This is a genomic window from Amycolatopsis sp. cmx-8-4, assembly GCF_046548675.1.
In the GTDB taxonomy this organism is placed as follows: domain Bacteria; phylum Actinomycetota; class Actinomycetes; order Mycobacteriales; family Pseudonocardiaceae; genus Amycolatopsis.
In genome coordinates, this window is sequence record NZ_JAEBDZ010000011.1 from 263,606 (window position 1) to 289,547 (window position 25,942).

At 73.7% G+C, this 25,942-nt stretch carries 20 protein-coding genes and 1 pseudogene; 7 read left to right on the top strand and 14 right to left on the bottom strand.

Annotation, left to right across the window (positions count from 1 at the left end):
• The first annotated feature begins 30 nt into the window (after positions 1-30).
• Positions 31-624 carry a ClpP family protease gene (locus ACLJQZ_RS24845; RefSeq protein ID WP_410622263.1) on the top strand — a complete coding sequence of 198 codons (594 nt, stop codon included), beginning with the start codon at positions 31-33 and terminating at the stop codon, positions 622-624.
• A gap of 133 nt (positions 625-757) precedes the next feature.
• On the opposite strand, the gene ACLJQZ_RS24850 is transcribed toward ACLJQZ_RS24845, so the two are convergent.
• From ACLJQZ_RS24850 to ACLJQZ_RS24865, 4 genes are all read right to left on the bottom strand, one after another.
• Positions 758-2,812 (bottom strand): M3 family metallopeptidase, encoded by a 2,055-nt coding sequence (locus ACLJQZ_RS24850; RefSeq protein WP_410622264.1) that lies wholly within the window; start codon positions 2,810-2,812, stop codon positions 758-760.
• Between the two features lie 95 nt (positions 2,813-2,907).
• A complete protein-coding gene (locus ACLJQZ_RS24855) occupies positions 2,908-3,627 on the bottom strand; it encodes a histidine phosphatase family protein (protein WP_326949555.1) in 720 nt (239 codons plus the stop codon).
• Between the two features lie 323 nt (positions 3,628-3,950).
• Positions 3,951-4,793 (bottom strand): undecaprenyl-diphosphate phosphatase, encoded by an 843-nt coding sequence (locus ACLJQZ_RS24860; RefSeq protein ID WP_410622265.1) that lies wholly within the window; start codon positions 4,791-4,793, stop codon positions 3,951-3,953.
• Between the two features lies 1 nt (position 4,794).
• Positions 4,795-5,832: an LLM class F420-dependent oxidoreductase gene (locus ACLJQZ_RS24865; RefSeq protein WP_410622266.1), complete on the bottom strand. Its 1,038-nt coding sequence runs from the start codon at positions 5,830-5,832 to the stop codon at positions 4,795-4,797.
• An 87-nt stretch (positions 5,833-5,919) separates the two neighbouring features.
• Between ACLJQZ_RS24865 and ACLJQZ_RS24870 the strand changes: the two genes are divergently transcribed.
• The 3 genes from ACLJQZ_RS24870 (at position 5,920) to ACLJQZ_RS24880 (ending at position 8,235) form a co-directional block, all read left to right on the top strand.
• Positions 5,920-6,888, top strand: a complete 969-nt coding sequence (locus tag ACLJQZ_RS24870; protein ID WP_410622267.1) for an aldo/keto reductase — start codon at positions 5,920-5,922, stop codon at positions 6,886-6,888.
• A 118-nt stretch (positions 6,889-7,006) separates the two neighbouring features.
• Complete coding sequence (locus ACLJQZ_RS24875; RefSeq protein WP_410622268.1) at positions 7,007-8,014, top strand: hypothetical protein; 1,008 nt, start codon at positions 7,007-7,009, stop codon at positions 8,012-8,014.
• Positions 8,011-8,235 carry a DUF5703 family protein gene (locus tag ACLJQZ_RS24880; RefSeq protein WP_247051714.1) on the top strand — a complete coding sequence of 75 codons (225 nt, stop codon included), beginning with the start codon at positions 8,011-8,013 and terminating at the stop codon, positions 8,233-8,235. The genes ACLJQZ_RS24875 and ACLJQZ_RS24880 overlap by 4 nt, the downstream gene beginning before the upstream one ends.
• A gap of 28 nt (positions 8,236-8,263) precedes the next feature.
• On the opposite strand, the gene ACLJQZ_RS24885 is transcribed toward ACLJQZ_RS24880, so the two are convergent.
• The 8 genes from ACLJQZ_RS24885 to ACLJQZ_RS24920 all read right to left on the bottom strand — a co-directional run bounded on the left by ACLJQZ_RS24885 (position 8,264) and on the right by ACLJQZ_RS24920 (position 20,924).
• On the bottom strand, positions 8,264-8,761 hold the full coding sequence (locus ACLJQZ_RS24885; RefSeq protein ID WP_410622269.1) for a DUF2975 domain-containing protein: 498 nt from the start codon (positions 8,759-8,761) through the stop codon (positions 8,264-8,266).
• Between the two features lie 31 nt (positions 8,762-8,792).
• A complete protein-coding gene (locus ACLJQZ_RS24890) occupies positions 8,793-9,539 on the bottom strand; it encodes an SRPBCC family protein (RefSeq protein WP_410622270.1) in 747 nt (248 codons plus the stop codon).
• Between the two features lies 1 nt (position 9,540).
• Entirely contained in the window at positions 9,541-10,128 is a 588-nt protein-coding gene (locus tag ACLJQZ_RS24895) for an ArsR/SmtB family transcription factor (RefSeq protein WP_410622271.1), read from the bottom strand.
• Between the two features lie 31 nt (positions 10,129-10,159).
• A complete protein-coding gene (locus ACLJQZ_RS24900) occupies positions 10,160-11,053 on the bottom strand; it encodes an alpha/beta fold hydrolase (protein WP_410622272.1) in 894 nt (297 codons plus the stop codon).
• The gene (locus tag ACLJQZ_RS24905) at positions 11,053-12,375 is read right to left on the bottom strand and encodes a M20/M25/M40 family metallo-hydrolase (RefSeq protein WP_410622273.1); all 1,323 of its coding nucleotides are present in this window, start codon (positions 12,373-12,375) and stop codon (positions 11,053-11,055) included. Before ACLJQZ_RS24905 ends, ACLJQZ_RS24900 begins: the two co-directional genes overlap by 1 nt.
• Before the next feature lie 205 nt (positions 12,376-12,580).
• A complete protein-coding gene (locus ACLJQZ_RS24910) occupies positions 12,581-15,340 on the bottom strand; it encodes an AAA family ATPase (protein ID WP_410622274.1) in 2,760 nt (919 codons plus the stop codon).
• Positions 15,341-15,343: 3 nt separating this feature from the next.
• Positions 15,344-17,947 (bottom strand): AAA family ATPase, encoded by a 2,604-nt coding sequence (locus ACLJQZ_RS24915; protein ID WP_410622275.1) that lies wholly within the window; start codon positions 17,945-17,947, stop codon positions 15,344-15,346.
• A 178-nt stretch (positions 17,948-18,125) separates the two neighbouring features.
• A complete protein-coding gene (locus tag ACLJQZ_RS24920) occupies positions 18,126-20,924 on the bottom strand; it encodes an AAA family ATPase (RefSeq protein WP_410622276.1) in 2,799 nt (932 codons plus the stop codon).
• A gap of 233 nt (positions 20,925-21,157) precedes the next feature.
• Between ACLJQZ_RS24920 and ACLJQZ_RS24925 the strand changes: the two are divergent.
• A pseudogene (locus ACLJQZ_RS24925) lies at positions 21,158-21,834 on the top strand (CaiB/BaiF CoA transferase family protein); the annotation flags it as partial.
• Positions 21,835-22,021: 187 nt separating this feature from the next.
• Here the strand turns inward: ACLJQZ_RS24925 and ACLJQZ_RS24930 are convergent.
• Positions 22,022-23,422: a class I adenylate-forming enzyme family protein gene (locus tag ACLJQZ_RS24930; protein ID WP_410622277.1), complete on the bottom strand. Its 1,401-nt coding sequence runs from the start codon at positions 23,420-23,422 to the stop codon at positions 22,022-22,024.
• 201 nt (positions 23,423-23,623) lie between these two features.
• Here ACLJQZ_RS24930 and ACLJQZ_RS24935 point away from each other — a divergent pair, with 201 nt between their 5' ends.
• On the top strand, positions 23,624-24,259 hold the full coding sequence (locus tag ACLJQZ_RS24935; RefSeq protein ID WP_247051702.1) for a MerR family transcriptional regulator: 636 nt from the start codon (positions 23,624-23,626) through the stop codon (positions 24,257-24,259).
• A gap of 27 nt (positions 24,260-24,286) precedes the next feature.
• On the opposite strand, the gene eno is transcribed toward ACLJQZ_RS24935, so the two are convergent.
• A complete protein-coding gene (gene eno / locus ACLJQZ_RS24940; protein ID WP_410622278.1) occupies positions 24,287-25,573 on the bottom strand; it encodes a phosphopyruvate hydratase in 1,287 nt (428 codons plus the stop codon).
• A 246-nt stretch (positions 25,574-25,819) separates the two neighbouring features.
• Between eno and ACLJQZ_RS24945 the strand changes: the two genes are divergently transcribed.
• Positions 25,820-25,942 (top strand): class II fructose-bisphosphate aldolase (locus ACLJQZ_RS24945; protein ID WP_410622291.1); only part of this gene is annotated, 123 nt, incomplete at its 3' end.

Consider the following 25,942-nt stretch of genomic DNA (forward strand, 5'->3'; position numbering starts at 1 on the left):
ACCACACCCCGAGCACCCTACGGTCGGGCCATGACCCTCCTCGCCGTACCCGACATGCAGACACCCGGCCAGTCCTTCACCGACTCCGTCAACGAACAGCTCCTGCGCGACCGCATCGTCTTCCTCGGCACCGAAGTCACCGACGACGTCGCCAACCGGATCGTCGCCCAGCTGCTCCTGCTCGCCGCCGACGACCCCGCGAAGGACATCACCTTCTACATCAACTCACCCGGCGGCTCCGTCACCGCCGGCATGGCCATCTACGACACCATGCAGCTCGTCAAACCCGACGTCTCCACCTGGGGCCTCGGCTTCGTCGCGTCCATGGGCCAGTTCCTGCTCTCCTCCGGCACCCCCGGGAAGCGCTACCTGCTGCCGAACACCCGGGTCGTCATGCACCAGCCCTCGGCCGGCATCGGCGGCGCCGCCGCCGACATCGCCATCCAGGCCGAGGTGTTCGGGAAGATGAAGCGACGCATGGCCGAGCTCACCGCGCAGCAGACCGGCCAGAGCGTCGACCGCATCACCACCGACGCCGACCGCGACCGCTGGTTTGACGCCGACGAAGCACTCGCCTACGGGTTCGTCGACCACATCGTCACCCGCGAACGGGCGACGGCCTGACCTCCCTGGTCTTTGCTGGTTTGTATTCGATACGGGACCACTGATTTTGTTGAAATCAGTCCCGCGGTATAGGGCGTTATACACTTGAAGATGCTGCTGGACCCGGATGGTGGTTCGGGTCCAGCAGGGTTGGTCAGACGCCGTTGATGCCGCGGCGGATGAGCAGGGGTTCGATCTCGGGGTCACGGCCGCGGAAGGCGCGGAAGGCGTCCATCGGGTCGACGCTGCCCCCCTTCCCCAGCAGGGTGCGGCGGAAGTGGTCGCCGTTCTCGCGGGTCAGGCCGCCGCTCTCACGGAACCACTGGACGGTGTCGGCGTCGAGGACTTCGCTCCAGATGTAGGAGTAGTACCCGGCGCTGTAGCCGCCGCTGAAGACGTGGGCGAAGTAGGTGGTGCGGTAGCGCGGCGGGACGCTTTCGAGCGCCACGCCGGCCTTCACGAGGGCGGCGGTCTCGAACCGCTGCACCTCCCCCACGTGGTCGTCGACGCCGAGGCCGTGCCAGGCCTGGTCGAGCAGGGACGCCGCGAGGTATTCGGTGGTGGAGAAGCCCTCGCCGTACTGCTGGGCCGCGAGGAGCTTCTCGACCTGCTCGGCGGGCAGCGGCTCGCCGGTGACGTGGTGCTTGGCGTAGTGGGCCAGGACCTCCGGCCACAGCATCCACATCTCGTTGACCTGGGACGGGTACTCGACGAAGTCGCGCGGCACGTTGGTGCCGGAGAACGTCGGGTAGCGCACCGCCGACAGCAGCGCGTGGAGCGCGTGCCCGAACTCGTGGAACGCGGTGACGACCTCGTCGAAGGTCAGCAGGGTGGGCTCCCCCGCCGGCGGCTTGTTGACGTTGAGCACGTTCACCACGACCGTGCGCTCGCCGAGCAGGTCGGACTGGTCGACGAAGGTGTTCATCCAGGCGCCGCCCCGCTTGGCGTCGCGGGTGTAGAGGTCGAGCAGGTACAGCCCCAGCGCGGTGCCGTCGGTGTCGAAGACCTCGAAGGTGCGGACCTCCGGGTGGTAGACGGGCAGGTCGTGGCGCTCGGCGAAGGTCAGGCCGTACAGCTTGCTGGCGGCGAAGAAGACGCCGTCCAGGTACACCCGGTCGGCCTCGAAGTACGGCCGCAGCCCCTCGGTGTCGACGTCGAAGCGCTCACGACGGACCTGCGCGGCGTAGTACGGCCAGTCCGACGGCCGCAGCTTCGCGCCCGGGACATCGGCCTCCAGCAGCTTCTGCAGCTCCGCGGCTTCGGTGCGGGCGTTCGCGACGGCGGCCGGGGCCAGCCGCTCGAGCAGCCCGGCGGCCGCCTCGGCGGTCTTCGCCGTCTCGTCCGCGATGACGTACGCGGCGTGGTTCGGATAGCCCAGCAGCGCGGCGCGTTCGGCGCGCAGGTGCGCGATCTCGGCGACGACGGCGTTGTTGTCCTGGTCGTTGCCCTGGTTGCCGCGCGCCATCGACGCGGTGTGGATCCGCTCGCGCACGTCACGGTCGCTGAGCGTCTCCAGGGGCGAAGCCTGGCTGGTCGGCAGCGTCAAGTTGATGACGTACTTGCCGGTCTCCCCGCGGGACGCCGCCGCCTCGGCCGCCGTGGCGATCGCGCTGTCACCGAAGCCGGCCAGCTCGGCGCGGTCGCCGATGACGACGGCCAGCTCGTTGGTGTCCTTGAGCAGGTTCTGCTGGAACTTGGTCTGCAGCGTCGAGAGCTGCCCGTTGAGCTCGCGCAGGCGCGCCTGTTCGGCCTCGCCGAGCCCGGCGCCGGCGCGGCTGAAGTCGGTGTGCCGGCGTTCCAGCAGCCGCAGCGACTCCTCGTCCAGCCCGAGGTCTTCGCGCTGGGCGTGGAGCGCGTCGATCCGGGCGAACAGCCGCGGGTTGAGGTGGATCGCGTCGTGGTGGGCGGCCAGCTTCGGCGCGAACTCCGCCTGGATGGCCTGGATCTCGTCGGTGCTGTTGGAGCCGGCCAGGTTGTAGAAGACGCTCGCCACGCGGCCGAGCAGCTCCCCGGCGCGTTCGAGGGCCTCGACGGTGTTCTCGAACGTCGGCTCGGCGTCCTGCGCCGCGATCTGCTCGATCTCGGCGGCGTGCTCGGCCAGGCCCGCTTCGAACGCGGGCCGGTAGTGCTCGTCGGAAATCCGGTCGAAGGGCGGCAGGGCGTAGGGCAGCTCGCTGGGTGCGGCGAACGGATTGTCCGGCGAAATCATCTCGGGGCAGGCTCCTGGTCGGGGAAAACACTCGGTCCCGCCACCCTACGTGCTCCCCCGGGAGCGATGTCAGCGCTTTCCGTAGGTGGCCGGGGTCACCGGCCGGTGGTACCGCCGACGACCGCGTCGCTGCTCGAGGCGTCCTTCGCGGCCTTTTTGCCCCGCTTCGCCGGTTTCGGCGCGGGCGGCACGATGCCGCGGAAGTCACCGCTGTGGTCGTTGACGCGCAGGACGAACGGCCGGGTCTCGGTGTAGCGCACGACCGAGATCGACGACGGGTCGACGACGATCCGCTGGAAGGCGTCGAGGTGCTGGCCGAGGGCGTCGGCGATGAGGGACTTGATCACGTCGCCGTGGCTGCACAGCAGCCAGACGGCGTGGTCGCCGTGCTCGGCGGCGATCCGGCGGTCGTGGGCCCGGACCGCGGCCACCGACCGGGCCTGCATCTGGGCGAGCCCCTCGCCGCCGGGGAACACCGCGGCCGACGCGTGCGCCTGCACGACGCGCCAGAGCGGTTCCTTGGCCAGGTGCTTGAGCTCCTTGCCGGTCCAGTCGCCGTAGTCCACTTCGGACAGCCCGGGCTCGACGGTCTTCCCGATCCCCCGCGCCGCCAGCAGCGGCGCGACGGTCTGCTTGCACCGCAGCATCGGCGACACGACCACGTCGGCCAGCGGGACGCCGTCGAGGCGTTCGACGAGTTTCTCCGCCTGGGCCCGGCCCGTGTCGTCGAGGTTCACCTTCGGGGACCGCCCGGCCAGGATGCCGGATCCGTTGGCCGTCGACTTGCCGTGCCTGACCAGAATGACCGTACTCACAGGACCCACCCTACGTTGCCGCCGATCATCCTCCCGGGTGCTGGGCGGCAACGCGGGCGACCCGCGACGATCAGCCGCCGACCGGGCCGGCGGCGACGGCTCTCCAGGCACCGGGCCGGTCGGCGTGTTGGCCGTTCCAGGCAGTGTGTTGGCCGTTCCGGTCCGTGAGTTGGCCATCGCGGAGCCACCACACCGCCCCGCAACGGCCAACACGCTGACCGCATTGGCCAACACGCCGACCGGAACGGCCAACACGCGCACGGACTGTGGCGTGTCGGGCGAAGCCGGGGCGGCCCGGCGGCAACGCGGGCGACCCGCGACGATCAGCCGCCGACCGGGCCGGCGTTCGGGTCGAGGGCGCCGGTGAAGATGAGCACGAACAGCAGCACGCCGAGGACCAGGCGGTAGACCACGAACGGCACGAAGCTGCGCTTCTTGATGTAGGCCATCAGCCAGGCGATCACCAGGTAGCCGACGCCGAAGGCGACCAGGGTGGCCAGGATCGTCGGGCCCCACTGGGCCGGCACGCCGCCCGAGCCGATGTCCTTGAGCTTGTACACCCCCGAGCCGAACACCGCGGGCAGGGCCAGCAGGAACGAGTACTCGGCCGCCTCGGCGCGGGTGTAGCCCATCAGCAGGCCCGCGCTGGTCGTGCCGCCCGAGCGGGACACGCCGGGGATGAGCGCCAGCGCCTGGGCGAACCCGAACCCGAGGCCGTGCGGCACCGTCAGGTCGTCCAGGCCGCGCTCCTGCTTCCCGATCCGGTCGGCGACCAGCAGGATCAGGCCGAACACGATGAGCACGGTCGCGGTGATCCGCAGGTCGCGGAACGCGCTGTCGATGGCGTCCTGCAGCAGCAGGCCGAGCACCACGATCGGCAGCGACCCGACGATGATCAGCCAGCCCAGCCGGGCGTCCGGGTCCCGGCGCCAGTCCGGCTTGTACAGCGAGAAGAACCAGGCCTGCAGGATCTTCCCGATCTTCTTGCCGAAGTAGAGGATCACCGCGAGCTCGGTGCCGATCTGGGTGACGGCGGTGAACGCCGCGCCCGGGTCGTCCCAGCCGACGAGCGCCGCGACGATCCGCAGGTGCGCGCTCGAGGAGATCGGCAGGAACTCCGTCAGCCCCTGGACCAGGCCCAGGACGAGCGATTCGAACCATCCCACGTCAGGCCACCCCCGCCAGCTCGAACGCCTCGACGGCCGTGGTCAGCGCGGCCGCCGGGTCGGGGCTGAACGGCGACACCGACAGGGTCGTCACGCCGGCTTCGGCGAATTGGGTCATCTTCTCCGCGATCCGTTCCTTGGGTCCGAGCAGCGACGTGGCGTCGAGGAACTCCAGCGGCACCGCCGCCATCGCCCCCGCCCGGTCGCGGGCCAGGTACTTCTCCTGCACTTCGGCGGCTTCGGCTTCGAAGCCCATCCGGCAGGCCAGCTGGTTGTAGAAGTTCTTCTCCCGGCTGCCCATGCCGCCGAGGTAGAGCGCCGCGTACCCGCGGACGGCGTCCGCGCAGGCCCGCCAGTCGTCGCCGACGACCAGGGGCACGGTCGGGGCGACGTCGAAGCCGTCCATCGACCGCCCGGCCGCGTCGGCGCCGGCCCGGATCTGCGCCAGCTGCTCCCCGGCGTGGGCGGGCGAGAAGAACACCGGCAGCCAGCCGTCGGCGAGCTCGCCGGTCAGCGCCAGGTTCTTCGGCCCGATCGCGGCCAGGTACAGCGGGATGTGCTTGCGCGCCGGGCGGACGGTCAGCCGCAGCGCCTTGCCGGGGCCGTCCGGCAGCGGGAGCGTGAAGTGCTCGCCCTCGAACTTCAGCCGCTCGCGGCGCAGGGCACTGCGCACGATCCCGACGTACTCCCGGGTGCGGCCCAGCGGCGACGCGAACCGCACGCCGTGCCAGCCCTCGGACACCTGCGGGCCCGACACGCCGAGGCCGAGCCGGAACCGGCCGCCCGAGAGCGTGTCCAGGGTCGCGGCGGTCATCGCGGTCATCGCCGGGGTCCGCGCCGGGATCTGCAGCACCGCGGCACCGACGTCGATCCGCGACGTCTGCGCCGCGATCCAGGACAGCACCGTCACGGCGTCCGAACCGTAGGCTTCCGCCGCCCACACGACGGCGTAGCCGAGTTCGTCCGCTTGTTTCGCCAGGGCCAGGTTCGCGGGGTCGTTCCCCGCTCCCCAGTAGCCGAGATTCAGTCCGAGTCGCACGGGGCCAGACCCTAACGGGGGCCCTTGCAGGCGACACGACTCACCTTGGTCAGGTTCGGACAGAGCCGCCCACTAGGCTCGGCGGTCGTGGAAAAGCGACAGCTGGGCCGCTCGGGACTGCGGGTCTCGCGGATGGCGCTCGGCACCATGACCTGGGGTGGCGACACCGACGCGGAGGAAGCGGCGAGCCAGCTGGTCGCCTTCGTCGACGCCGGCGGCACCCTGGTGGACACCGCCGACATCTACGGCGAAGGCGAAGCCGAACGGGTGCTCGGCTCACTTCTGGGTGATCTCGTCCCGCGCGACGACATCGTCCTCGCGACGAAGGCCGTCGCCCGGCGCACCGACGGCCCGTTCGGCGGCGGCGCCTCCCGCGGCGCGCTGCTCTCGGCGCTCGACGGCTCGCTGAAACGCCTCGGCACCGACCACGTCGACCTGTGGCAGCTGCACGCCTGGGACCCGACGGTTCCGGTCGCCGAGACCCTCGCCGCCCTCGAATACGCGGTCAACAGCGGCAAGGCCCGCTACGTCGGCGTGTCCAACTACTCCGGCTGGCAGCTGGCGACGGCCGCCGCCGGGGCCGCCGCGGTCGCGCCGCTCATCTCCACCCAGGTCGAGTACTCGCTGCTGGAACGCGGGGTGGACCGCGAGGTCGTGCCCGCCGCCGAGCACCACGGCATCGGCCTGCTGCCCTGGGCACCGCTCGGGCGCGGGGTGCTGACCGGCAAGTACCGCACCGGCACGCCGGCCGACTCCCGCGGCGCCTCCAGCGTGTTCGCCGGGTACGTCGAGCACCACCGCACCGACCGCGCCGCCCGGATCGTACAGGCGGTCGCCACCGCCGCTGACGGGCTCGGCACGTCCCCGCTCGCGGTGGCGCTGGCCTGGATCCGCGACCGGCCCGGCGTGGTCGCCCCGGTCGTCGGCGCCCGCGACACCGGCCAGCTCACCGGCTCCCTCACTGCGGAGGGCATCACCCTCCCGCCCGCCATCCGGTCGGCGCTCGACGACGTCAGCGCGATCGACGTCGGCTACCCGGAGCGGTGGCCCCGATGATCGACACCGTGATCGACACCACGGCAGGTGTCTGTTGGGTGACATGCACGTGACGGCAAGACGATCGTGGAGGATGCTGGTGAAGACCGCCCGCCGAGGGACATCTGGAGGCACCAACGTGCGTCGGCTCACCGCCGCGTCGCGGATCGCGATCCCGCTCGCCGGTGTCCTGGTGCTCACAGGCTGCTCCTCGGCCAAGTCGGACAGCGACGACCTGCAGATCGTCGCGAACCCGGTGGCCGCGCAGGCCGCCGTCTCCCCCGCAGTCACGGTGAAGCCCGCCGGACAGGTCCTGCCCGGTGGGGCCGTTTCCGCCGTGGCCGTCTCGGGATCGACCCTCGTCGTCGCTCTCGCTCAACAACCGTCTTTGCAGCTCTACGATTTGAGCGCGCTCGCGTCACCGCCGGTGAATATGCCGTTATACGGCACGGCTTCGCGGTTGACCGTGGCGCCCGGCCGGGTGGAGATCGCGGAGCCGGGTCAGGGTGTGGTGCAGCAGCTGACGTTGCCGGACCGGAAGCTCACGGAGACGAAGACGGGCGGGCAGCCGGCGTCGAGCATCGCCTACGGCGCCGACCGGCTGGTCGCGATGGGGGCGGCGAAGGACATCCAGGTGCTGCCCGCGAGCGGTCCGGCGCGGACGATCGGCGGGCAGATCTACAGCGCCGACGACGTCCTGGCGGCCGGCGACGGTGTCGTGGTGCTGGATCGGCTGCGCACGGCCGTGTTCTCCGTGGACGTCGCCGGCGGCAAGATCAACGAGGGGCTGCGGGCGGGTGACGGCGCCGCCAACGCGGTCGCGGACTCCTACGGCCGGATCCTGGTGACCGACGCGCGGGCGGGCGCGCTGATCGCGTTTTCGGCGTCGCCGCTGATCATGCGGCAGCGGTACCCGGTGCCGGGTGGCGCGTACGGGATCGCCTACGACGCCAAGCGGAGCCTCGCCTGGGTGACGCTGACGGCACGCAACGAAGTGGTCGGGTTCGACGTCCGCGGCGGTGAGCCGGTCGAGAAGTACCGGTTCCCCACCGTGCGCCAGCCGGACTCGGTGGGGGTCGAGGACCAGAGCGGCCGGGTGATCATCGGCTCCGCCGCCGGAGAAGGGACCCAGGTGATCCAGCCATGACGACGGTCAGCGAGGCGGTGGTCGAAGGGGATTGGGAGTATCGCCGCCTGCACCTGCCCCCGGGCGTGTCCCGGCGTGCGGCGGCGATCCAGCTCTCCATCCACGCGGAGTTCGCCGGCTGGGAACTGCGGAACGTCCGGCTCTACGCCGACGGCACCCGCAAGGTCTGGCTGCGCCGCAAGAAGACGGGTGAGACCCTGCCCGGCGGCCTGCCCACCTGATCGACCGGCGCCGACCGGCGCCAGGCCGTCAGACCACGCCGTCCAGTTCGGTGCGCAGGCCGATCGCCTTGACCAGCAGGTGCCGGCCGGCGAACAGGAGCAGCACCGCCGCCGTGCCCGCCACGACCGCCGCGGCCGTGCCGAGCCAGAGGCCGATGACCTCCATGCCGTCCGTGGGTGACGGGATGTCGGCGACGGTCACGTAAGCGAAGACCGCGGCGGTGACCACGGTCGCGGCCGCCGTCGCACCTATCACGACGTTCGCCCCGGTGAGGGCCGACGGCCGGAAGACCGTGCCCCGGCTCGCCCGGCGCAGCAGCATGCCGAGGCCGACGAGCGCGAGCTGGCCGCACGCCACGAACAGGATCGCCGCGGCCACCAGCGGGACCCGGTTCGCCGCGTAGGGCGGGAACAGCTCGACCTGGTCGGCCGCGCTCGTCGGGATCACGACGAGCTGGGCGTAGAGCCCGACGAGGAACGCGCCGGCGACGATGGTCTGCAGGGCGGCGACGAGCAATCGAGGCATGTATCGATATTCGATGCCTACCGCTCGAATGTCAATCGAACACACGCACCAGCCAGCCGCTCCAGGCCTTTTCTTCGACTTCGGCGTCCGCGCCGGGGGTGAAGACGTGGTGTCCCGCGACCATCGGGCCGCGGAAGCCTCGGATGAACCGGAACATCGCGTCGGCCGTCCGGATCCCGACGGCCTGGTCGTTCACCGCGTAGACGATCCCCTCGACCGGCGCGCGGCCGGCCGGTTCCCAGCGCACCCGATCGCCGGGCGCGGGCCGCGCCGGCAGGCCCAGTGCCGTGCCGAGCTTCGTCCACGCCTCGCCCCAGTCCGGGATCAGCGGGCCGAACGCCGTGACCGGCACCGCGGCCCGGCCGGCGAAGTGCGTGACGTACTCGACCAGCGTGCGGAAGAACAGCGCACCGCCGGTGGTCATCGCCTCGAACTCGTCCTCCCAGTCGTCGCCGGGCAGGAAGCCGCTCGTGACGCACCGGATCACCGAGCTGCCGCCTTCGCGGCCTTCGATGAGGAACTCGTAACCGACGCGACGGCCGTCGGGCGCGGGTTCGGTGCCGTAGACCAGCCGCTCGAGCGGATCCCACTCGCGGATCGCGAACTCCGGCCGGTAGCCGCCGAAGGCGCCGCGGATCACGCCGCCGGTACCGCCCTCGACCTCGTTGCGCCCCATGAACCACGAGTCGATGCCCGGCCCGGTGGCGATCGCCTCCCACAGCTGCTCCGGCGTCGCGTCGACGTCGGCGGTGTCGGTCAGCTCGAACTCGTGCCCCATGTCAGGATCTCTCCGGAACGCTCGGGTGCACGGCGACGATCACCCGGTGCTTGCGGCCCTTCTCGGCCGTCTCGTCGTGGTACTTCCCCACCAGCGTGGTGACCGCCGTGGCCAGCTCCTCGGCGAACGCGGCCCGGTCGGCCGCTGAGGCGAACCGCACCTCGCCGTCGAGCGCGAAGGTGGCTACCCGCTGGTTCGCCCTGGTCGCGCCGGTGATGAGCACGCCGACGTCGCGCACCAGCCGGCCGGCCACCGCGAGCAGCCAGCGGGCCGAAAGCCGGTCCGGCGACCGGGCCGGGTCCGGCTGCACCGCGGCCAGGGCCGCCGGCGAGATGACGTACGAGGACGCCGTCGCCCGCATCATCCGCTCGGTGACGTTGCCCTTCCGGCGCTCCTCGACCAGCTCCACCAGGCCGTGCGCCTCCAGCGCCCGCAGGTGGTAGTTGACCTTCTGACGCGGCAGGTCGACCCGCCCGGCCAGCATCGTCGCGGACGCCGGTTCCGCCAGCTCGGCCAGCAGCCGGGCCCGGATGGGGTCCAGCGACACCTCGGCCGCCGCCGGGTCTTCGATCACCGCCACGGAGAACATGCGCCCAGCATCCAGCCGAACAGAAGAGTTGTCAAGAACTCTCGTCTTGTCGGTAGCTCGCGTTCACCAGGGCGAGGATCCGGGGCAGCACCTGCGGTGCGGCCTCCAGCGGCACGACGTGCCCGACACCCGGCAGCACCACGGCCGTCCCGTCGTCGAGGCCGCCGGCCCACTGCTCGACGTCGGCGGCCCGGACGATGCGGTCCCGCTCCCCCACGATCGCCGTCACCGGCAAGCCGCTGACCTGCGTCAACGCCGCGTCGCGCGCGTAGGCGTCCAGGGCCGGGCGGAACAGGGAGACGGTGTGCGGCCAGTTGCCGCGGATCATCTTCACGGTCAGCTCGACCAGGTCCGGCTCGGGGTCGTCGCCGAAGAGCCACCACCGCAGCCCGGCGCTCACCGCGCGGCTCGTGCGCTCGTGCACCACGCCGAACAGCTTCGAGCCGAGCACCGCTTCGAGGTCGCGGGCCAGCTTGCCCAGCGCGTTCGGCCAGGTCGCCGAGACCTCCGTCGCCAGCGTGCCCGACGACGTCGCGAGCAGCGCCAGCCCGGACACCCGGGCGCGGAACAGCTCCGGGTGCCGCTGGGACAGCGACATGATCGCCAGCCCGCCCATGTCGTGCCCGACCAGCACCACCCGCCCGGCCGGCACCTCGCGCTCCAGCAGCTCGGCGAGGTCGTCGCCGAGCTGCGCCATGGTCGCCGTCCCGCGGCGCGCCCGCCCGGACCCGCCGTGGCCGCGCTGGTCGTAGGTCAGCACGGCCACCGGCCCCGCGGCCGCGTCCGGCACCAGCGGCGCGATCCGGTCCCAGCTGCGCTGGTCGAGCGCGTAGCCGTGGACGAACACCACCGCGACCGGCGCGTCCGGGTCGCCCCGGCGGACGACCGCCAGGGGCGTGCCGTCGGCGAGCGCGAAGCCGGTCATCAGGACGTGCGCAGGAACCGGTCCAGCACGCGGGTGCCGAACTTGAGCGCCTCGACCGGGACACGCTCGTCGACGCCGTGGAACAGGGCCGAGAAGTCGAGGTCCGCGGGCAGCTTGAGCGGCGCGAAGCCGAAGTTGCGGATACCGAGGTCCTGGAAGGACTTCGCGTCGGTGCCGCCGGAAAGCATGTACGGCAACGTCTTCGCGCCCGGGTCCTCGGCCAGGATCGCCGCGGTCATCGCGTCGACGAGCGCGCCGTCGAAGGTCGTCTCGACCGGCGGGAGCTCCATCCACTCCTTCTCGATGTCCGGGCCGAGCAGCTCGTCGAGCTCGCGGTCGAACGCCTCGAGGCGGCCGGGCAGGATCCGGCAGTCCACCGACGCCTCGGCCACCGACGGGATGACGTTCGACTTGTAGCCGGCGGTGAGCATCGTCGGGTTGGCCGTGTCGCGCAGGGTCGCGCCGATCATCCGGGAGATGTTGCCCAGCTTGGCGACCGAGCCCTCCAGGTCGTCCTCCGGGAAGTCCCAGCCGGTGATCTCGGTGACCCCGGCGAGGAACTCCTTCACGGAATCGGTGAGCACCAGCGGGAAGCGGTGGTTGCCGAGCTTCGCGACGGCTTCGGCCAGCTTCGTCACGGCGTTGTCGCGGTGGATCATCGAGCCGTGCCCGGCGGTGCCGCGCACGCGCAGCTTCATCCAGCGGATGCCCTTCTCCGCCGTCTCGATCAGGTACGCGCGGACGTCGTCCTTCAGCGTGATCGAGAAGCCGCCGACCTCGCTGATCGCCTCGGTGACGCCCCCGAACAGCTCGGGCCGGTTCTCGACCAGCCACTGGGCGCCGTACTTGCCGCCCGCCTCTTCGTCGGCGAGGAACGCGAAGACCAGGTCGCGCGGCGGCACGACGTTGTGCATCTTGTAGTGCCGGGCCAGCGCGAGCGCCATCCCGCACATGTCCTTCATGTCGACCGCGCCGCGGCCCCAGACGTAGTCGTCCTGGATCGCGCCGGAGAACGGGTGGACCGACCACTCGGACGGATCGGCCGGCACGACGTCGAGGTGGCCGTGGATCAGCAGCCCGCCCCGGGACCGGTCGGCGCCTTCGAGCCGCACGATCACGTTGTGCCGGTTCTTGCCGCCCGACTCGACGTAGGTGATCTCGTAGCCGGCGTCGGTCAGCTTCTCCGCGACGTACTCGGCCGCCGCCCGCTCGCCGACCAGGGTCTCGGGGTCGCCGGTGTTGGTGGTGTCGATGCGGATCAGCTCGCTGGTCAGCGTGACGGCCTCGGCCGCGGCGGCTTCGATCAGGTTCGGTTCGGTCACCGGCCATTCCTATCATTCCGCGACGCGGGAAGCCGGACGCGATCACCCGCTGGACCGTGGGCGGCCCGCTCGGCGGCGGGTGGGCCACCGGTCACCGGACCCGCGTCCGGGGCTCCGCGAACAACTTCCGGCGCGCGGGCACTGGAAACTGCGGTCAGGGCCGCCGCCGGCTGTGCGTTTCCCCACCTTTCCGGGTACCGCGGGGTCACTCCCCCGCAGTACGGCCGCCCAGGGCGCCCGCCAGGTCCGGGCGGCCGTCGATCTTGAGTTTGCGGTAGGAGCTCGTCAGGTGCTTCTCGACCGCTCGGCGGCTGATGCTCAGCTGCTCGGCGATCTCCGAGTTCGTCCTTCCGCGTACTGCCAGTTCCGCCACCGTTGCCTCGCCGCGGGTCAGCTCCGCGGTCGCGCGGGCCGGTTCGGTGTGGGTGACCGGGCCGGCCTCGCGGGTCAGCAGGCGGCCCATGCCGCAGGTCTCCGCCAGGGCCTGGGCGCGGGCCAGCAACCGTTGCGCCGCTTCGGGTTCCGTGGAACGGAGCCGCTCGGCGAGGTCGGCGCGGGCCTTGGCCTCCTCGAGGTCGTCCGGTGAGCGGGCGAGCAGCTCGACCGCCTCGTGCAGCAGCCGGATCCCGTCGCGGCCGCCGTCCAGTGCGGCGAGGACGCGCAGGGAGCGGCCGACCGTCGCGGGTGCGCCCCACGCGACGCAGCGGCGGTGGTGCTCTTCGGCCAGGCGCCCGGCTTCGTCGGTGCGGCCGAGGCGGTGGGCCAGCAGCGCCGCCGACGTGCGCCACGGGTAGAGGGCGGGGTTGCGCCAGCCGGCCCGGTCGAGCCGGCGCCCGCAGTCGAGGAACTGCGCCAGCGCCGCGCCGGGGTCGTCGGCGGCGGCCAGCGTCCCGCGCAGGCTCCGCTGCACGGCGAGCACGGCGAGGCCGTCGCCGGCCGGGAGGTCGTCCAGCACCGCGCGGGTCAGCGTCCGGTCACCGGTCGCGGTCGCGACCAGGCCGAGGATCGTGGCCGGCAGCGCGAGCACGTCGTAGCCGGCGGGCTCGGCGAGCCGGAACGCCCGGCCCGCCGGTTCCCCGGCCGCCGCGGCCCGGCCGCGGGCCAGCAACGCCAGCGCCCGGTGCACGTCCAGCAGGACCCGGGTCGCCGCGGTGCCCGCCGCGCCGGTGGCCGACAGCCACGGCGTCACGACGTCGACGCGGCCCGCCGCGACCAGGACCACCGGCACGATCCGCAGCATGGCCCCGGCGCGGACGGACCGCGCGGGCTCGTGGTCCAGCAGGCAGGTCGCCCGGCGCGCGGCTTCCTCGGCGTCGATCCGCCCGGCCAGGGTCGCGGCCAGCAGCAGCACGGCCCGCAGCTCGCGTTCGGCCGCCCTGGGGCCCGCCGGGGTGTCGGTCAGCTCGCGCAGCCGGGTCGGCGCCGCGGCCAGCCGGGCCGGGTCCTCCAGCGCGGCGAACCAGTCGTGCGCTTCCAGCCGCAGAGCGAGGTCGCGGTCGGGCCCGGTCAGGGCGGCGGCCGGCCCGAGCTCGCCGGCGACGGCGCGCACGAGCTCGGTCACCAGCGGGCCGCGCGCGGTGATCGTGAACGGGATCCGGGTGACCGCCGCGGCCCGGTCGCGGGCCGTCGGCAGCAGCGGCGCGGCCTGGACCAGGTGCCGCACGGCGGACGCCGGGTCGGGGCCGAGCTCGGCGGCGGCCAGCTCGACGAGCAGCGGCGCGCGCCCGGCGCTGCCCGGCGGCAGTTCGAGCAGTGCCCGCCGCAGGTAGCGCGCCGCGGACTCGGGCGCGCCCCGGCGCAGCGCGCCGACGGCGGCCGCCCGCAGCATCTCGATCTCCGGGCCGCCGCACAGGGTGTCCACGCGCAGCAGCTGCCCGGCGATGTCCTCCGCGGGGTAGCCCCGCGCGGTCAGCAGCCCGGCCGCCGTGCGGTGGGCGGCGGCGGTGTCCGCGGCCGACGCGGTCTCTTCGACCACCCGCACCAGCGCGGCCTCGGGTACCAGCCGGCCGTCCGCGGCGACGGTGAGCCAGGGGCCCTGCAGCGCGGCGCGCGCCGCGGCGCAGGCGGCGTCGGCCAGCCCGCTCAGCGCCGCGACGAGCGCGGGTTCGGCGTGCCGCCCCAGCACGACCACGGCCCGGGCGAAGGCCTCGACCTCCGGATCACGCCGGACGAGTACCCGCAGCCGTTCGCGGCGGAGGTCGGCGCCGAGGGCCCGCAGCCGGGCACGGTCGTCGGCCTTCGCCGTCAACCGGTGGGAGAACGCCCGGTCCAGCAGGGCGCGCAGGTCCTTGGGACGGCCGCCGGTGAGCTCGTGGCAGGCCGCCGCGAACTCCGGGTCGTGGCCGGCGTCGAAGCGCGCGGCGACCAGCCGCCCGGTCGCGGCGAGCGACAGCGGCTCGGCCCGCACGTGGTGGCGGGCGGCGGCCTCGATCTCCGGCACGAACGCGGTGCGCGCGCCCGCGCCGTCGCGCAGGACCGCGCCGATCAGGACGCGCATCCCGGACAGCCGGGCGACCAGGAAAGCCAGGGCCAGCAAGGAAAGCTCGTCCGCCCAGTGCAGATCGTCGACGAGCACGACCACGCCGCGGGACCGGCTCAGTCGCGCCAGCAGCGCGTGCAACCCGTGCAGCAGGGACGCCAGCTCCGCCGGACCGGCCGAGCCGTCGGCCAGCGGGCCGAGCACCTGCCGGGCCACCGGCGGCAGCGCCGGGTCGTCCGGGTCGGCGAGGATCGGCAGCACGAGCTGCCGGACGACCCCGAGCGGGAAGGCCTGTTCGAGCTGCGCCCCGCTCGACCGCAGGATCCGCGCGCCGTGGGCCGCGCCGAGCTGGGCCAGGTGCCGCAGCAGCGCCGAGCCGCCGGCCCCGGCCTCGCCGTGGATCAGCAGCAGGCCGCCGCTCCCGGCGTCGGCGTCGCGCACCGCCTCGTCCAGCACCGACAGGTGCGCGTCCCGTTCCAGCAGCACCGGTCAGTCCCCCAGCGTCCAGGTCGCCCAGCGCTCGGTGAGCGCGGAGCGGCCCTTGAGGCCGAGCTTGCGGTACACCTTCGTCAGCCGCAGTTCGACCGTGCGCAGCGCGATCGAGAGCTCCCGGGCGATCTCGCGGTTCGGCAGCCCACGCGCGGCGAGCGCGGCGACGTCCTGTTCGGCGGGCGAGAGCACCTCCGGCCGGCGCGGCTCGAACCGGCGTCCCGGCGGCAGCACGGGTTCGGGCACCGGCTCGGCCGGCCGCCGCTGTGCGGGCACGCTGCGCCGCAGTTCGGCGACCGCGCGTTCCCGCAGGGCATCGAAGGCCCCGTCGGTACCCCAGTACCCGGCCAACGACAGCTCCTCGGCCGACAGCGCCGCGGCCGCCGCGCCGTCGCCGAGGCTGCGCGACGCGAAGCCGGCGATCGTGCGCCACGGGCACAGCATCGGGTTGACCCACTGCCGGGACCGCAGGATCCGGCCGCACTCGCGGGCCGCGGCGAGCGCGGCCTCCAATTCGTCGGCGGCCAGAGCCAGCTCCGCCCGCGCGTACAGGAGGAACGCCTGCCCCGCGGTGTGCTCGCCGCCGCGCGGGAGCGGTTCGGCGGCGAGCCGGCGGGCGCGTTCGGTCCGGCCCAGCTTGAGGTGCGCGGAGATCTCGACGGCGAGGTAGGCCGGGACGAGCGCGGGGTGCCAGCACCGGACGGGCAACTCCCGCCCGGCGGCGGTGAGGTCGTGGAGGGCGTCGTCGGGCCGGTTGCGCCGCAGGTTCACGACGGCCCGGTGCAGCAGCGCCTGCGCGGCCGCGGCCTTGGCGTCACGACGCCGGGCCGCCGCGGCGACGGCGGTGAGCCCTTCGGCGGCCGACTCCAGCTCGTCGCAGCACAGCAAGGCCCGGCAGGCGGCGATCCGCGGCATGAGCGGCGCGTCCTCACGCACGATCAGGGCCTGCTCGGCCAGGTCGAGCGCCCGGCGGCGGTCCTCGCCCCGGGTCGCGAGCCACCAGGCCTCGGCGCCGGCTTCGGCGGGACCGCCGGGCCGGGTGGTCCGGAGGAGCGGCGCGACGGGCATGACCGGGTCCACCGCGGCTTCCTCCTCGGCGATCCGGCCGAGGGCGACCAGGTCCGAGTCCACAGTGGACGAGACGAGCCCGCCCGCCACGTCACTTTCCACAGTGGACACCAACGCGCGGCCGCGTAGCTCCGCCACCGCGCGCCGGGTCGTCTCCACGTCGCCGCGGGCCAGGAGGAGGTCGGCCGCCGTCACGGCCGCCGGCAACGTGCTCAGTTCGGGTTCGGCCAGAATCCGGCGCAGCCGCCCGTCCGCCGCCTCGGGGTCCCGCGTCACCTCCATCGACGCCAGGCGCAGCAGCAACGCCGCACGCTCCGCCGGTTCCAGGGGCTCCAGCAGCACCCGGCGCAGCGCGTCGGCCGCCGCCGACGTGCGGCCCTGCAGGAACCACTGCTCCGCCGCCTCCACCAGGACCGTCCGCGCCCACGGCTCCCCCACCGCCGGCGCCGCGCAGAGCAGATCGGCCGCCACCGTCGCACCGGCTCCGGTGCCGTGCGCCAGTTCCGCCGCCCGCCGGTGCAGGTCGCCGCGGGCGTCGGCGTCCAGCTCCGCCAGCACTTCCGCCGCCAGGTGCGGTTCGGCGGGCCGCCCGGCCGCCACCAGGCCGCTCGCCACGAGCGGTTCCAGCGCACCGGCGACCGCGGTCTCCGGCAAGCCGGCCAGCCGGCCCGCGAGCACGACGTCCGATGTGGGCACCGACATCGCCCGCAGCAGCGCCAGCCCGTCCGGCGGCAGGCCACGCCGGACGCGGGCGGCACGCGCCGACGTCACCGCGCGCCCGATCCGCACCAGGTGGGGTACCTGCTCGGGCTCGGGCGGGCGCCCGTCGGTGCTCCAGCGCGTCACGATCTCGCGCAGCACCGCGGGCCGGCCGGCCGCGATGCTCAGCGCCGCCGTGGTGAACGCCGCCCCGCCCGGAGCCCCCGGGATCTCCCGCAGCAACGCCGCGGTCTCCGCCTCGCTCAGCGGCGGCAGGTCCAGCTGGGTGTCCGGGCCGTCGCCGAGGTAGCGCGAGAGCGGGCCGTGCGCGGCCGCGACCAGCAGGATCGGGCCGGGCCGGGCGGCCATCGCCGCGAAGCACCGCAACGACCAGGCGTCCGCCCACTGGAGGTCGTCGATCGCCAGCACCAGCGGCCCGTCGGCGGCCGGCTCGGCGAACACGTCGCACAGCAGTGGCACGGTGGCGGCGCAGGGGCCGGCGAAGCACTCGGTCGCCAGGTCCGCGAACCGCGCCGGCGAGTGCAGGGCGGCGACCAGCTGCGACGCGGTGCTGAACGGGATCCCGGTCTCCACCGGCGAGCACGACGCCAGGCCGGCGACGGCGCCGCGCTCGCGGGCGGTGGCGAGCACGTGGCGCAGCAGGGCCGTGCGGCCGGTCCCGGCGGCACCCGAGACGCCGGCCCGGGCGGGACGGCCCGCGAAGAGGCCGTCGACGAGGTCGTCGAGCAGGGCGAGCTGGCGCTCCCGGCCGATCAACCGCCCGGCCGGGCGGTGGTGTCCGGAATTGATCACGGACAGTGGCCGGTGGTACGGCACGGACGACCTCCCTCGGCGCGACGACGGGCGCTCGGACTGGCGGATCCACCTGGGAGGCTAGCTCCGCACTACGGCATCCGCCGACGCCGTGGCCGCCGGACGGGCATTTCCGTCCCCCTTGGCCATTCCGGGTGGCACAAGCGGGCAATGCGTGACGGCGGGTAAGGGCTACCGCGGCTCACCAGGTGCGCAGGGCCTCCGCGAGATCCGCCCGCCCCTTGATGCCGAGCTTGCGGTAGACGCTGGTCAGGTGCACCTCGACGGTGCGCTGGGTGAGGAACAGCGACTCGGCGATCTCGCGGTTGGTCGCGCCGGTCGCGGCCCGCTCGGCGACCCGCCGCTCGCTGCCGCTCAGCGCGTCCGCCGGCGAGTCGGTCCCGCTGCGCATCCGCCCGCCCGCCTCGGTCAGCGCCGGCAGCGCCAGCCCGAGCTGCTGCTTGTCCCGGCTGAGCACGGACAGGTCGATCGAGCGGCGCAGCCGTTCCCGCGCGCCCTCGGTGTCGCCCCGGCGCAGCAGCCGGCGGCCCAGCAGGTACTCGGCCTTCGCGAGCTCCAGCTTGGCGGGCGAGCCGGCCAGCACGTCGGCGGCCGCCGACAGCCGCTCGATCGCGGCGTCGCCGTCGGCCAGCACACCGCGGCCGGTCTCCAGCATGCCGAGGGCCCGCGTGGTGCCCCAGCGGCGGACCGCCGGCTCGACCTCGTCGAGCACGGCCGTGCCCTCGGCCACCCGGCCGAGGCCCGCCAGCAGCTCGGCCGAGTCGTACCACCACGGCGCCAGCACCGGGTTGCCGATGCCGCTGCCGCGCAGGCTGTCCCCGCAAGTGCGCAGCACCGTCAGCGCGCCTTCTACGTCGCCCTGCGCCGCCCGGGCCCGGGCCCGGGCCATCAGGAACCAGTGGTACTCCAGGGTGAACTCCGACAGCCGCGGCCGGGTCACGGTGTCCAGCACCTCCTCGGCGCGGACCGGGTCCCCCTGCCGGACCAGCATCGCGCCGAGCGCCGCCTGCGGCATGGAGACACCGGGGGCCCACCGCTCCTGCGTGACGACGTCGAACGAGTACTGCGCGTCCGACAGCCCTTCCGCGAGGTTCCCGGTGAACTCGTGCATCAGCGCGCGGGTGCTCGCGCCGAGGGCGTAGGTCCACGCCTCGCCGCGGCTCTGGGCGTGGTTCAGCAGCTCGTTGATCGCGGTCAGCGCCGGCTCGCCGTGGTCGCCGAGGTAGAGCGAGAGGACGGCGCCCAGCACGGCCCAGCCGCCGGGGGCGACGTCGCCGATCAGCAGGACCCGGCTCGCCTGGTCGGCCACCTCGGCCGCTGGCCGGCCCTGCAGCGTGCCCAGCGACGAGAGCATGCCGAGCAGCTGGCGTTCCTCGGCGGTGTCGCCGGGCGGCGGCGTGACGTCGCGCAGCCGCGCGCTGACCCGGGGCACGCCGGACTTCTCGTCGAGGCCCGAGAGCAGCAGCGCGGACTCGAGCAGCATCCGCAGGGCCCGGTCGGCGGGCGACGGGTCCGGGCCGCCGGCCGCGACCAGGGCGTCCAGCGCCTCTTCGCCCAGCGCGTACGCCCGCTGGGAGTTCTGCGCGGCCAGGGAGATCATCGTGTACTGCATGACGACCGGCACCCGGCGGCGCGGATCGGTCACCAGCCCCAGCACCCGCTCCAGGTGCCGCAGGGAGGACGCCGGGTCCAGCTGCCCCTGCACCCGCGACAGGTGCACCAGCACGGCGACGTCGTCCTCGCCGGCCCGCAGCGCGCGGGTCAGGTACCGGGCGGCGGCCGCGGGCGCGCCCCGGCCCTCGGCCGAGACGGCGGCGTCGCGCAGCACGTTCACCATCCACGGCTGCGGCACCGAGTCGAGCAGCAGCAGGTGGACGGCGACCTCCTCGGCGGGCCGGCCGCGGTCGTTGAGCAGCACGGCCGCGCGTTCCCGCAGCCGGGCCAGCTCGGCGGGCGGCACGGAGTCCAGCACCGCGGTGCGGATCAGGTCGTGCGCGTAGTCCAGCCGGTCCGGCGCCAGCAGCTCCCCGGCGCGCAGGGCCCGCACGGCGCCGCTCGCCGGGCCGGGCTGGGTCCCGGCGAGCGCGGCGATCGTCTCCAGGTCTTCGCCGCTCAGCACGGCGATCGCGCGCGCCACGGCGAACGCGCCTTCCGGCAGCCGGTCCAGCAGCGGCCGCGCCACGACCTCGCGGCCGATCCGGTCGAGCAGCGCGACGCGCTCGGCGCCCGGTGCCCCGTCGTCCCGGACCCGGCTGACGACCCGGTCGAGCAGGAAGGGGTTCCCGCCGGTGAGATCGAGGACGCGGGCGGCGAAGACCGGGTCCGGCGCCGCGCCGAACGCCGACTCCAGGACGTCGGCGACGGCGTCCGGGGACAGCGGCGCCAGGTCGACCGTCAGGCAGCTCAAGGTCGCGCCGATCTCGCCGAGCACCTCCGGGACGGGCTCGTCCGGCCCGGTCCGCTGGGTCATCAGCACCAGCAGCGGCAGGTCTTCCGCGCGGCGCAGCAGGAACCCCAGCCACCGCAGGGACGTCTCGTCGCACCACTGGACGTCGTCGAGCGCGAGCACCACGAGACCGCGGGCGGCCAGGCCGGCGGTGAGCCAGTGCAGGCCGTGCATCACGGAGTAGGTGTCGGCGCTGCCCTGGCCCTCGCCGAGCGCGGGCACGAGGGCCGGCAGCGCCAGCCGGGCGCTGCCGGTGAGCAGGTCGGCCGCGGCGGCGCCGGCCGGCTGCAGCGGCTCGAACAGCGCCCGGACGGCTTCGTAGGCCGCGACCCCGCTGTCCGGGCAGGCCACCGTGAGCACGGTGGCGGCGATCCCGTCGAGCTCGTCGAGCGCGGCGGCGAGCAGCTTGGTCTTCCCGATCCCCGCGGGCCCGCGCAGCAGGACGGCCTGCCCCGCGCCGACGGCGGCGGCCCGGGCCCGGTCCGCGAGCAGCCGGACCTCCCACTCCCGGCCGGCCAGTTCTGTCCCGGGCAAGGCCCGGAGGCCGCTGCGTAGGGCCACGGATCTCCAGTCTCAGCAGCGATGCGGGGGTTTCCGGCGCGGTGCCGGGCGGTGGGTCGCACCGCCTTGCGCTCGCGTACCGGCGCTCGGGACGCCGCCGTCGCGGACGTCACCGAACAGGGCCGAAACCCTCCGGTCACCTTACTGGCCGGACCTCGGGATCCGGTCACCCCGCCCGCGTCCGGGTGAGGTGACAGGATGCGGCGGTGTCTTCCCCGGCTTCCCTCCCGCTCGCCGGCGTCACCGTCGTCTCCTGGAGCAAGCGGTCGCGGCGCCGCTGGCCACGCGGCACCTGGCCGACCTCGGCGCGCGGGTGCTCAAGATCGAGCGGCCGGGCAGCGGCGACTTCGCGCGGGCCTACGACGAGACCGTCCGCGGGCTTTCGAGCCACTTCGTCTGGCTGAACCGGTCGAAGGAGAGCGTCACGCTCGACCTGAAGCACGAGACCGCGCCCGAGGTGATGGGCCGGCTGATCGACGGCGCCGACGTCTTCGTGCAGAACTTCGCCCCCGGCGTCGCCGAGCGGCTCGGGCTCGGCGCCGCCGCGCTGCGGGCGACGCGGCCGGGGCTGATCACGTGCACGATCTCGGGGTACGGCTCGACCGGCCCGTACCGCGACGCGAAGGCGTACGACCTGCTGATCCAGTCCGAAGCCGGGCTGGTGTCGGTGACCGGCACGGCCGACGAGCCGGCGAAGAGCGGCATCCCGGCGGCCGACATCGGGGCCGGGATGTACGCCTACTCCGGCATCCTGTCGGCGTTGTTCCACCGCGAACGCACCGGCCAGGGCACCGAGCTGGAGGTGAGCCTGTTCGACGCGCTGATCGAGTGGATGGGCTTCCCGCTCTACTACACGGGTTTCGGTGGCACCCCGCCGCCGCGACCGCCGCGCCTCGACCCGATCCCGGCGCTGAGCGAACACACGGACGCGGTGCTCACGGAGTTCGGCTTCGACCCCGCAGCCCTGCGACGGCGCGGCTTGTCGTGAGTGGTTAGGGCGGTTCTAACCGCCCTAACCACTCACGACAAGCTGCGGCAGACCACCCAGGCGGGCTTTCCCGGTGCTCGCGCTAGGCGGTGGCCGCGAGTTCTTCCAGGCGGCGGCCGTCCGGTTTGCCGTTGCGGTTCAGCGGGAAGCTGTCGACCACGACCACCCGGTTGGGGACCTCGTACGGCGGCAGGATCCGGGCCATCCGCTCGCGCCAGTACGCCGGAGCGTGGCCGGCCTCGTCCTCGACGAAGGCGACCAGGCGGCTGCCGTGGCGCTCGTCCGGGACCGCGACCACCTTCGCGCAGCAGCCCGCCTCCGCGACGCGCGCCTCGATCATGTCCGGGTACAGCGTGTAGCCCATCCGGTGGACCGCGCGCTTGCGGCCGAGGACGTGGAGGTTGCCGGCGCCGTCGAGCAGGCCGAAGTCGCCGGTGCGGAACCAGCCCCCCGGCTCCGGCGACACCTCGCCGGCGTCGTCCAGCACCCCGGTCGGCAGGTCGGGGGTGCGCACGAGCAGCTCGCCGACCTCGCCGGGCGCGACCGTGACGTCGGAGTCGTCGACGACGCGGACGTCCACCCCGCGGACCGGGCGGCCGGTGGCGACCGGGTTGCCGGGCACGGCGAAGGAGATGTTGCCGAGCTCCGTGCTGCCGTAGCCGTCCAGCAGGGGCTTCCCGAACTCCGCGCGGTACTCCGCGACCAGCCGGTGGTTCAGCGGCGCCGCGCCGACGCACAGCATCCGCGCCCGCTGCAGCGCGGCCCGCAGGAACGGCCGCTGCCGCGTGATGTTCAGCATGCTGCGGTAGGTCGAGGGCGCGGCGTCGAGCACGGTCGCACCGCGCAGGCCGGCCAGGCCGAGCGCGTGGTCGAGCCGGCGGTAGGGCACGACCACCAGCGAGCAGCGCACGAGCCAGGCGAGCAGCACGATCGACAGGCCGTACTGGTGGGAGAACGGCAGGAACGGCGCGAGGACGTCGGAACGCGTGTAGCCGAGGGTCTCCGCGGTGCGCCGGAGGTTGGCGAGGAACACGGCGCCGGACTTCACGACCACCTTCGGCCGCCCGGTCGACCCCGACGACGACATGAGCAGGCCGTCGGGCAACGCGGCCCACGCACCGGCGTCGATACCGCCCGGCATCGGCCGGGAGGCCGCGGCCAGCTCCGGCAGCAGGATCGCCGAGACCGGGGCGACGCTCGCCGTCGCGGCGGCGTCGTCCACCAGGCACGCCTTGACCTTCGCACGGCTGAGGACGTCGTGGGTGGCCGCCGGGCTGTCCCGGTGGTCGATCAGCACGATCGACGCGCCGAGGTGGACCAGGGCCAGCACCGCCGTGACGTAGCCGATCGAGTTGTCCGCCTTGAGCAGCACGCGATCGCCGCGCCCGAGACCCCGCGCGGTGAGTTCGGCCGCGATCCCCGCGGCGTCCGCCTCGAGCTCGTCGAGGGTGTACGCGGCGTCGGTCCCGCAGATGGTGGCCATGGCCCGCCCCTTCGTCGCCGGCAAGCTCCTGGCCCGAGTCTCGCCGATCGGGTTCAAGGATTTGTCCAGTACCGGCCGGACGGGTGGCGAGGTGTGCGCATCGCACTAGATTTTCCGCCCGGTGCTGGGCAGTCGCCGAGAGTCCACGATCCACTGGGTCTCCCGTGCGCGGGCAGGGAGACGGAGAAGGGGTACCGGCACATGCGGATGGCTGAGCTGAGCACGGAGTCGGGGGTGCCGGTCGCGACCGTCAAGTACTACCTGCGTGAGGGCCTGCTGCCCGCGGGGCGCCGGATCGGGCCGAACCAGGCGCAGTACTCCGACGAGCACCTCCGGCGGCTGCGGCTCGTCTGCGCGCTCCGCGAGATCGGCGGCCTTTCGCTGGCCGAAGTGGCCGCCGTGCTGGCCGCGCTCGACTCCGGCCACGCCTCCCCCGTCGTGCTGGGCGTCGCCCAGGACGGCCGGGTCAGCACGCGCCCGACCGGCGAGGCCGCCCGCGCGTGGGCGCTGGACCGGGTCCGGGCCCTGCTGGGCGAGCACAGTGTCCAACTCGGCGGCACCGTGGACGCCGCCGATCCCAGCATCGCGAACCTCGTGACCGTCCTGGCCACGTTCCACGCCCTCGGCCACAGCGCCGTCACCGGCAAGCTCGCCGACTACGCCGCGCTGGCCCGGGCGACTGCCGAGGTCGACGCCGGCCTGATCGCGGACGTCGGCCCCGCCCGCCGGCCGGCCGAGACGGCGTTGATCACCACCCTGCTCGGGGAACGGCTCTTCGCCGGGCTCCGCCACCTCGCGCTCGTGAACGTGGTCCGGGCGGAAACCGCGGAGGCCTGACTCGCGCCAGGCCTCCGCGGTCTTTCCTCAGCGCGCCTTCCGGGTCAGCGGGTGCCGGCCCGCGTACACGGCGGTGCTGCCGAGGTCTTCTTCGATCCGCAGCAGCTGGTTGTACTTGGCCGTGCGGTCGGCGCGGGAGAGCGAACCCGTCTTGATCTGGCCGCAGTCGACGGCGACCGCGAGGTCCGCGATGGTGGTGTCCTCGGTCTCGCCGGACCGGTGCGAGAGCACGACGCCGTACCCGGCCTGGTAGGCGACCTCGACAGCCTCCAGCGTCTCGGTGAGCGTGCCGATCTGGTTGACCTTCACCAGGATCGCGTTGCCGACGCCGTTGTCGATGCCGTGCTTCAGCAGCTCCACGTTGGTGCAGAAGACGTCGTCGCCGACGAGCTGGCACCGCTCCCCCAGCGCGCGCGTGACGAGCTGCCAGCCGGCGATGTCGTCCTGGGCCATGGCGTCTTCGATCGACGCGATCGGGTACCGGTCGACGAGCCCGGCCAGGTAGTCGACGTGCTCCTCGGCCGAGCGCTTCCGCCCTTCGCCGCGGTAGTGGTAGGCGCCCTCCTCGTAGAACTCCGACGCCGCGAGGTCGAGCATCAGCACGACGTCGTCACCCGCCACATAGCCGGCCTTCTCGACGGCGCGGACCACGAAGTCGAGCGCCTCGTCGGCCGAGCCGAGCTGCGGGGCGAAGCCGCCCTCGTCGCCGACGTTGGTGTTGTGCCCGGCGTCGCGGAGGATCTTGCGCAGCGTATGGAAGATCTCCGAGCCGATCCGGACGGCGTCGGCGAAGTTCGTCGCGCCGACCGGGGCGATCATGAACTCCTGGTAGTCGATCCCGTTGTCGGCGTGGGCGCCGCCGTTGACGATGTTCATCATCGGCGTCGGCAGCAGGTGCGCGTCGGCGCCGCCGAGGTGGCGGTAGAGCGGCAGCACGTGGGTCTGGGCGGCCGCCTTCGCGGCGGCCAGCGAGACGCCGAGGATGGCGTTCGCGCCGAGGCGGGCCTTGTTCGCCGTGCCGTCGAGCTTGATCATCGCGCGGTCGACGGCGGCCTGGTCGTCGGCGTCGAGGCCGATGACCGCGTCGGAGAGCTCGCCGTTCACGGCCGCGACCGCGCCGGTGACGCCCTTGCCCAGGTACCGGTGCGGGTCGCCGTCGCGCAGCTCGACCGCTTCCCGGGTGCCCGTCGACGCGCCCGAGGGCACCGCCGCGCGCCCGAACGAGCCGTCGGCCAGCTCGACGTCGACCTCGACGGTCGGATTGCCCCGGCTGTCCAGGATCTCCCGGCCCGTGACTTGGACGATGGCAGTCATTTCACTCCTCGGCGGCGGGTGCCCGCGACTTCGGCGCACCCTGGGATTCGGTTACGGGAAGGTCGTCGTCGACACCACACGCACCCGGCGGGCGCGACTTCGTCGTCGCCGGCCGCCGAGCCGACCCGTTGTACCGCGTCCCCCACTGGGGAAAACCCCAGCGATGGGTCACGGCGGCCCGGCGCGCACCGGCCGTCACGCTATGTTCGACGGGTTCCCACGCCGGAGATCGAGAGGACCTGACCGATGCCCATCGCGACCCCCGAGGTCTACGCGGAGATGCTGGACCGGGCCAAGGCGAACGAGTTCGCCTACCCGGCCATCAACGTGACCTCGTCCGAAACCGTGAACGCCGCCATCCGCGGCTTC